The sequence below is a fragment of the candidate division WOR-3 bacterium genome, from assembly GCA_026418155.1.
Taxonomy (GTDB): Bacteria; Hydrothermota; Tepidihabitantia; order Tepidihabitantales; family CAIPLT01; genus JAOABV01.
In genome coordinates this window covers 1-8,168 of the sequence record JAOABV010000072.1, presented here as the reverse complement: position 1 = coordinate 8,168, position 8,168 = coordinate 1, and the positions used below count along the sequence as shown (strand labels likewise).

Annotated in this window: 8 protein-coding genes; 3 read left to right on the top strand and 5 right to left on the bottom strand. The window is 35.9% G+C overall.

Translation table 11 applies throughout. The features are described 5' to 3' along the window. The 5 genes from N2201_06990 to asnS form a co-directional block, all read right to left on the bottom strand. The coding region (locus tag N2201_06990) for a UvrD-helicase domain-containing protein (GenBank protein ID MCX7785944.1) at positions 1-2,253 on the bottom strand (2,253 nt) is incomplete at its 3' end. Positions 2,254-2,259: 6 nt separating this feature from the next. Then, positions 2,260-5,154 carry a PD-(D/E)XK nuclease family protein gene (locus N2201_06985; GenBank protein ID MCX7785943.1) on the bottom strand — a complete coding sequence of 965 codons (2,895 nt, stop codon included), beginning with the start codon at positions 5,152-5,154 and terminating at the stop codon, positions 2,260-2,262. 195 nt (positions 5,155-5,349) lie between these two features. Then, positions 5,350-5,490: a hypothetical protein gene (locus tag N2201_06980; protein MCX7785942.1), complete on the bottom strand. Its 141-nt coding sequence runs from the start codon at positions 5,488-5,490 to the stop codon at positions 5,350-5,352. A 153-nt stretch (positions 5,491-5,643) separates the two neighbouring features. Beyond that, the gene (locus N2201_06975; protein MCX7785941.1) at positions 5,644-5,901 is read right to left on the bottom strand and encodes a translation elongation factor-like protein; all 258 of its coding nucleotides are present in this window, start codon (positions 5,899-5,901) and stop codon (positions 5,644-5,646) included. A 99-nt stretch (positions 5,902-6,000) separates the two neighbouring features. Beyond that, the gene (gene asnS / locus N2201_06970; GenBank protein MCX7785940.1) at positions 6,001-7,290 is read right to left on the bottom strand and encodes an asparagine--tRNA ligase; all 1,290 of its coding nucleotides are present in this window, start codon (positions 7,288-7,290) and stop codon (positions 6,001-6,003) included. A 184-nt stretch (positions 7,291-7,474) separates the two neighbouring features. On the opposite strand from asnS, the gene N2201_06965 reads away from it, so the two are divergent. From N2201_06965 to N2201_06955, 3 genes are all read left to right on the top strand, one after another. Next, positions 7,475-7,663, top strand: coding sequence for a hypothetical protein (locus N2201_06965; GenBank protein MCX7785939.1), 189 nt, complete (start codon positions 7,475-7,477; stop codon positions 7,661-7,663). Beyond that, a complete protein-coding gene (locus tag N2201_06960; protein MCX7785938.1) occupies positions 7,660-7,974 on the top strand; it encodes a nucleotidyltransferase domain-containing protein in 315 nt (104 codons plus the stop codon). The genes N2201_06965 and N2201_06960 overlap by 4 nt, the downstream gene beginning before the upstream one ends. Next, the coding region (locus tag N2201_06955) for a HEPN domain-containing protein (GenBank protein ID MCX7785937.1) at positions 7,971-8,168 on the top strand (198 nt) is incomplete at its 3' end. The genes N2201_06960 and N2201_06955, both read left to right, overlap by 4 nt.

Sequence of the window (8,168 nt, the reverse complement as noted above, 5' to 3'; positions counted from 1 at the left end):
TCTCAAGTTACTGTCAGGTTCATAAGAGACCCAAACTTCTTTTTCATTCACTTCATTTACTAAAAGATGGTCTGAGATTTCGCTCTTTTTTCCCTTAGTTTCAAAAGGCTCATCTAAACCCACAAAGAAGACGACGGGAAATTGTAATCCTTTTGCCGAATGGATAGTCATTAGTTTGACTTCATTTCTTCCTTCGGTATTGACATTGGCTTTGGCTTCTTCTTGGCCTTGATGTTTTTCAAAATATTCACAGATTGATAGCGGATGCGCACCGTTATTCTCTAAATCTTCAACAATTTTCAGAAACTTTTTGATGTTAACCATCTGTTGGGGTTGCCAAAATGTTTTCCAGACATTACGAATATTTAGAATCTCTTCTATGATTTCTGTGACCGGACAGAAGCCCATCTGCGATAACCACTGCCGGATTTGAGAGACTAACGCTTGATAGCGAGGAATTTTTTGTGCTATGTCTTGGAAACGATGCCATAAGTTAGGTTCTGGACTTTGCCCGGTTTGACTGATTAGCAAAATTTCTTTTTCTGTTAAACCAAATAACGGACTTTTAAGCACAACATAGAAATCATAATTGCGGGTCGGGTCGGATAAAAAATTTACTAAGGAAACTAAAATCGCTATCTCCGGTGAGGTATAGAAACCAGCACCCTTAACAATGATAAAAGGGATGCGATATTTTCTTAAAGCATTTTCGTATTCTGCCAAATGCGTCCGGCGCCGCAAAAGTATCGTAATATCCTCAAACCGACAAGGCCGAGCATTCTCTTGAGCATCATAGACAATGGGTTTACCAATGAGGTCTAAGATTTTTAACGCAACAAGTTCGGCATCGATTTGGCGCAATTCTTTTATTTTGCCTTGAGATGTATCTAATATGATTTGCACAATTCCCGGGTTAGGGTTATTTCTTTTTCGGACAAAAGGTCGATAACGAGTTTGCCATGCAGAAGCATCTTGAGATGCAGTCATTATTTTCGGAAAGACAAAATTAGTAAAATCAATAATTGATGACAAGGACCGATAATTATCCGTGATTTCCACAATTTCCAATTCATCCGATTTGAGACGGGAAGACAGATAAGATTTCGCAATTTCAAAAATTTCGGAATGGGCGTTTCGAAAGAGATAAATTGATTGTTTGTCATCGCCAACCAAAAATATTGTCGGTCTTATCCCGCGTTCGCGTTTAGCCCCTAAACCAGAAAGCCATTCTTCGGCTAATTTGGTGATTATCGCCCATTGCAAAAAACTGGTGTCTTGAAATTCGTCGACTAAAATGTGGTCAGTGTGTTCATCAAAGATATATAAGATGTTAGACCATTCCGGATGCGCGGTTAAAACTTTATAGGTTAAAAGTTCTAAGTCATTAAAATCAACTTGGTGCAACCGCTTTTTGCGGTCATTGTAGGCAGCAAGAAACCGTCTCAGAAATAAATCAAAAATAACCTTGAATTGCAAATTACTGTTAATGGTTAAAATAGATCGCCAGTATTGAAACATTAACTGATACCATTCGTGAGTTTCAGGATGACGCACATCACTTCGAAGATTATTATTTTTAGTCAAAAAGGTATGTTTGATTGATTCAAGTTCTCGCTGGATGATTTCAAATTCCGATAAATCTTTGGGCACGCGAATTGAAAAATTAGGAATTAATTGATAAGTCAACGGATGTTGCATTATTTTAGTAACTAATGACTGGACATCAAATAATTTTTCGTAAGAGGGAATTTTACCGCGTTCAATCGATTGTCTTTTACTAAAGAGACTATCAAATAGTTTTTTTAAGTTGGGCCAACCTTGAAATTTATTTGACACAATTGCCTCAAGTAATTGTTCATAGTCAGAAGAACCTTTTTCTTGCTCAGCAATTGTCATTAAGGTATCATAGACCGAGTCGGTCCAAATGGCATCAGGGTCAGCAAGCACTTCTAAATCCGGATGTAAGCCAAGCATAACCGCAAACCGTTTTAATAAAGAAAGACAAAAGGCATCGATGGTCTGAATACGCAAAGATAAAGACTTTTCTTTCAGTTTTTGATACATTAGCGGGTCTTTTTCTCGAAGGAGTTGAAAGATTCGCTCTTTCATTTCAGCCGCGGCTTTTTCAGTAAAAGTAATGGTAAGAATCCTTTCTGGAGGAATGTTTTGTTGGAGTAATTCAATATAACGCTCAGCCAGTTTTTGCGTTTTTCCCGAACCAGCCGGTGAAGAGACGATTTTACTTTTTAACATAAACTTTTATACAACTTCTTCTTCTGCCGTGTCAAAAGATATATTGAGATTGGCTTCTTGGGTTTTTAAGGGACAGATTGGCACATAATCGCAAATCTGACAATCATTAGAGTATACGGGTTTTAAGTCAAAGATACCATTTCTTATCTGATGGACAATTTTTTTCGTATGGCTAACTGCAGATTCAATGAGGCGCTCGAGGTCTTGGGGTTTTACCTTGGTAGCATCTTTGGCAATAAGCCAGTATACTTTACTATCCGTTAATGAATAAATCCCCACATCAATAATTTGGAGTTTGGGCTTATTCTTTTTAACAATATAAGCGTAAAGGGGTAATTGGAGATGATAACCGCTTTCGATATGGTTTGATGTTATATTGCCAATTTTGCCGGTTTTATAATCTAATATTCTTACTTGCTTAAGCGTAGGGTCATTAGAGAGGGTTTTTCCATCAATGCGGTCAATCCGCGCCGAAAGTTTTATACCATCAAGATTAGCCGTGAAATATTGCTCAATCTGTAAGGGCTGAAAACCTTGTGTTCTCATCTGTTGCTCGATATTTAGGATATCAGGTATAAGGTCATTGAAAATGCGTCGCAGGGCTTCTTGCCAAAAGACCGGCAGTTTTTCTTCTTGTAAAACCGCATTGAGCGCTTTTTCGATTTCCTGACCTAATCTTTCAATCGGTATAATTTGTTTTTGATATAACCGTTCCATTATTTTATGACTGATATTTCCCCAAAGTTTGGCTTCAATCTCATAACGAGGTTCTTCTATGGTTGAGAGTTCTAAAACATTTTCTAAATAAAATCGATAAGGACAACGCGGATATTTTTCCAAATAGGTTACCGAAAAGCGATGAGTCGGACCAAATTTTTGGCTTAAGATTTTCTGAATCTCGGGGTCTTGACTAAAATTAACTGGTGCCATAAATTCAGTAAAATTAATTTGTTCAATTGCGCCTTGACATCGCGCATTTTGTTCGTGAGTAAAGATAATATTGAATGGCTCAAAATTGCGTTGATTATTACCTAAAAACGGTGATGGCAAAAGTAACCGGTCCGCATCTGTATCATAATAAGAGAGAAAAGTGTCAAACCGAGCAGTATTAACTAACCGAAAATAATGGAACTTGGCACGGGCTAAATGTCGTTCTAAACTCGGTAGGTTTAGTTTTTGCTTTAACCATAAAGGAAGCACTGGGTCATATTTGGGTTCACCAGGAAATTTGTCTTCGCTCAGACCACCAAAGAAGAGATGGTCACAATCCAAACCCCGAGTCTCTAAAAACTCTAAAACCGCAACACCCTTGACTTCAACTTCCGGAAGTAGTTGATGATAATTTAAGAGATACTCAAAGATGCGTAAGAACTCATCTTCAGTATAATCAGTTTTGCCAAAATCGGACTCAAAATTTTCAATCTGGTCTAAGATTCGATAAAGTTCGTTTTTGATTTTGATTATTTGTTGAATTATTGCTTGATTGGAATCAGGTTGACTGTTATCAGTTTCTAATCCTTGACACCATTCCAATTGGCTTAAAAGTTGTCTCAGACCTTGAGCATAACCAGACAAACTATTTTTCGGTTGTTTGAACTTGCTGGTTAAAGCCAGAAAAGTATTAATCTCTTTTTGAACATCATTAATCGTCTGTTTTTCTTGACGGGAAAGTTCACGGTCATCTTCAATTGCAGAAATAGTTCGGGTCGCAAAACCTTGCCAATCAATCTTATCTTTAATTATGCCAGCCAATTTAGAATAATGTCCTACCCATTCTTTCGTTGCATTAGAAAATCTTTTAAAATAAGGTGAAGATAAGACCGCGACCGTTGAACTTCGCGGATAACCGTTAATAATTGCGCGCAATAATTCAAGAACCGCAATTACTGGTTGCGTTTTACTTAAAGGTTTGGTTAGGTAAATTGAATAGGGGAGACCGTATTTTGTGAAAGTCCGACGAACTAAAGATTCATAATCACGCAAGCGACTAAATGTAACAATGGTATGATTCAAAGATAGTTTCTGGTCAAAGAAGTTTTTCTTAATCGTGCTGGCAATGGCTTCAACTTCGTCTTCAATTGAAGAAAATACATAGTAGGGTAAATCGCTTCGAATCTCTGGTAAATCCGGCAGTTTTTCTTCGGATAACACATTGAGATTTCTCAAAAAAGTTAAAAATTCTTGGGGTAAAGCATATGCTTCAGGTGTTCGAGAATCGTAAAATGATAAGGCAAATATCTTTTTGGCTTTATTAATCAGTTCGCAGACTAATTTTTCTTCAAGACGAGTTAAATCGTAGAAAAAGCCATCAAGAACTAAAGTTTTGATTGTTAACTTATCTTGGATTAGTTCAGTAGTAGTTTTAAGAATATCTTCAGCATCAACCCAATTATTTTTCTCAAGTAACTCATTATACTGAATTAAAATATCAACTGCTGAGAAAATCTGTTTTTGAATTTCCTCATATCCGATGATTCCTTTTGCCGATAATTCTTGTTGAATTTTAGTTCGCAGTTCGTCAATCGAAGTATCTGGATGATATTGTTTGATTTCACGGATAAAATCGGCAAGACTTTGAGCATAACCAATTGTGATTTCGGGTGCAAGTTTTTTAATTAGTAATGGCCGGATAAAATCAGAAAGGACTCGTTTATTTTTGGCATATTTTTCAAAAACATCATAGGCAAATTGTTTGATAGTGTAAAATTCAGGCGGAATAAAACCACTAAAATTAACTAATTTGGTAAATGTGATTTGGGCCTCGCGAATCTTTCTGGGAGTTGGTCCTATATAAAGAATCTCAGAAAAATCATTTCCTGTTATGGACTCAATTGCTTTGGTTAAAAGTAATTCAGTTGTTTTTTGTTTACCAAACGGAGCAAGATAAATTATGCCTTTCATTAAATTAAAATAAACACTACATAGGCAATAAAGAATTAATAGTATTTATAGTCAAAACGATACAGTGCTTGGCGGTTAATATTTTCTCAATAATGACTCAAATGGAACTTAAAGAGGATTTTGCAGTTAATAGTTCGAGAATAATGGCTACCCAGTATGCAGTTAATATTTCCATAATGTCGGCTTAAATGGAAATTACGCCGAGGTAATGATTTGTTGGTCCTGGTTAGTCTGCTGATTTTGAGACAAAAGCATTTTTTGCTTTTCTTTACGACGTTTCCATTTGAGTCGAATGCGATGCCTTTTTATTTTTTGTTTACTTTTACTTCTTGCCATAGCTCCTTTTAGTTGTGTTTCTAATTAATAATTCTCTTGTCAGAATAGCACAATAAGTTTTAAGTATCATAGATTTAGACATTTTTTGATATGTATTGGTTGCAAAAGTTTATCAATGATGCGGATTTTATCGTAAAAAGCCGGAATAAGTTTTTATTCAATAACTTTGTAGACAATATCGTTTTCATGCGCGTGGGCAATTACTTTGAGACCGATTGATTGGCCAACTTCGGCTTTTTCCACATTTTTATGTTCAATTTGCATAGATTCTACTTTTTGGGTAAAATCAGAAGTATGACCTTTGATGTGAATTGTATCACCAACTGATAATGAGTCATCAGTCAGTTCCACAATCGCTACACTGATTTTACCAAAAAAATGGGTCACTTTACCGACTTTCTTTTCAGTCATTTGTCACCTCCTATGATAAAATAATAAAATAAGTTATGAATGCTAAAATAATTTTGATTGCAGTAATCGTATCTACTCATCTGCACAGATTGTCTATGCTTACGGATATATTTTTTCCAACATTCTTGGATAGGGAATAGTCTCTCTAACATGCGGAAGAGCACAAATCCAAGCCAGAGTTCGTTCAATGCCTAAGCCGAAACCAGAATGGGGAAAAGTTCCATAGCGTCTGACATCTAAATACCATTCAAATGCCTGTTTAGGCAATTTGTGTTCTTCGATTCTCTGTTCCAGTGTCTTCAAATCGTCTTCTCTTTGACCACCGCCAATAATTTCACCATAACCTTCAGGTGCTAAAATGTCAACACCGAGTACTAATCGGTTATCTTGCGGATCGCGTTTCATATAAAATGCCTTACATTGAGCCGGATAATGAGTAACGGCTAAAGGTCGCTCATACAAGTTAGATAAGACAGTTTCTTCATCACCGCCAAAATCATCACCCCAGATAACTGGTTTATTGTTAGCATTTAACTTTTCAACTGCTTCAGTATAAGTTAGACGCGGAAATGGCTTTTTAACTTTTTCTAATTTTGTCGTATCCCGCTCTAATACCTTAAATTGTTCTTTGCACTTAGTTAAAACTCGGTCAATAATATAAACGATTAAATCTTCGGCTAAAATAATAATATCATTCAAATCCGCAAAAGCAACTTCTGGTTCTAACATCCAAAATTCTGTTAGATGCCTTCGGGTCTTAGATTTTTCCGCACGAAAAGTCGGTCCAAAACAATAGACCTTATTAAAGGCAGCAGCATCCGGTTCATTATAGAGTTGACCGGATTGAGTCAGATAGGTCTTTTCACCAAAGTAATCAACTTCAAACAGTGTGGTTGTGCCTTCAACTGCCGCAGGAGTGAGAATAGGTGTATCAACTAAAACAAAACCTTGATTATCAAAGAAGTCACGACAGGCTTTAATAAGTTCTGAACGAATAAGAATAATTGCATGTTGTCGGCGAGACCGAAGCCAGAGATGACGATATTTCATTAAAAATTCGATGCCGTGTTCTTTTGGAGTTATTGGATACTCTTCTGCCATCTGGATTAATTTTAGGTCGCTGACTATCAGTTCAAAACCGCCTGGGGCGCGGTCATCTTTTCTAACTGAACCAGTAATATATAAAGAAGATTCCTGAGTAATCTTATCTGCCAATTCAAATGCTTCAGCCGAGACATCTTTTTGGGAAAAGACACATTGGATAATACCCGTTCCATCTCGCACTAAGACAAAGCGGATTTTACCTGATGACCGTTTATTATAAACCCATCCAGCAAGAGTTACGGTCTTTCCTTCATATTTAGCAATATCGCGTATCAAAGTAACCACGAAATCATTTTATTAGGAAAACTCGAAAAGTCAATAGGTTGGTTTTACCCCCGAATCATTACAAAAGACATTCTGAATTTATTTCAGAATCTCAAATGATTTTTATTCAATTTTTATAAGTTTTGACCCAGTATCAAATTTTTTTTGTTCTTGACTTTTAATGGATTAGAATTAATATATAGGTATGGCGACAATAACAATAAAAAGTATGAAATCAGTTCTGATTCCGATTGATGAGTATGATGAAATAAAGAAAACAATCAAAATGCTATCAAGCCAACCTAATTTACCTAAGAAACTATGCGAGGAACGAAGCAAAATCGAAAAAAGCGCATTTATCTCTTTTAGAGATTTCAAAAAGAAGTATCTATGATTATCACTGATATACTTCAAGAATTTAGGAAAGAGATTATAAGATTATATGGAAAACGATTTGTAAAGATTATACTATATGGTTCTTGGGCGCGAGAACAAGCAACCAAAGAATCAGATATAGACATTCTTGTGGTTCTGAAAGGAAAGGTTATTCCGGGAAGAGAAATTGACCGTATGATTGATATAATTACGAAAATAAACTTAAAATATGGATTATTGATCTCGGTATACCCGATATCTGAAAATAAATATTACAAAGTCAAAAGTCCTTTACTGTTAAATGTTCGAAATGATGGAGTTGTGATTTGAAAGAAACAAAGTCGCTTATTAAACGAGCAGAGAAATATCTGAAGAGTGCTGAGTTGCTTCTGAAGTCAAAAGATTACGAATCATCAGTATCAAGGACTTATTATGCAATGTTCTATTCTGTTCAAGCGTTATTATTGACCAAAAATATGTCATTTTCATCACACAAAGCGGTAATATCAGCATTTGATAAACAC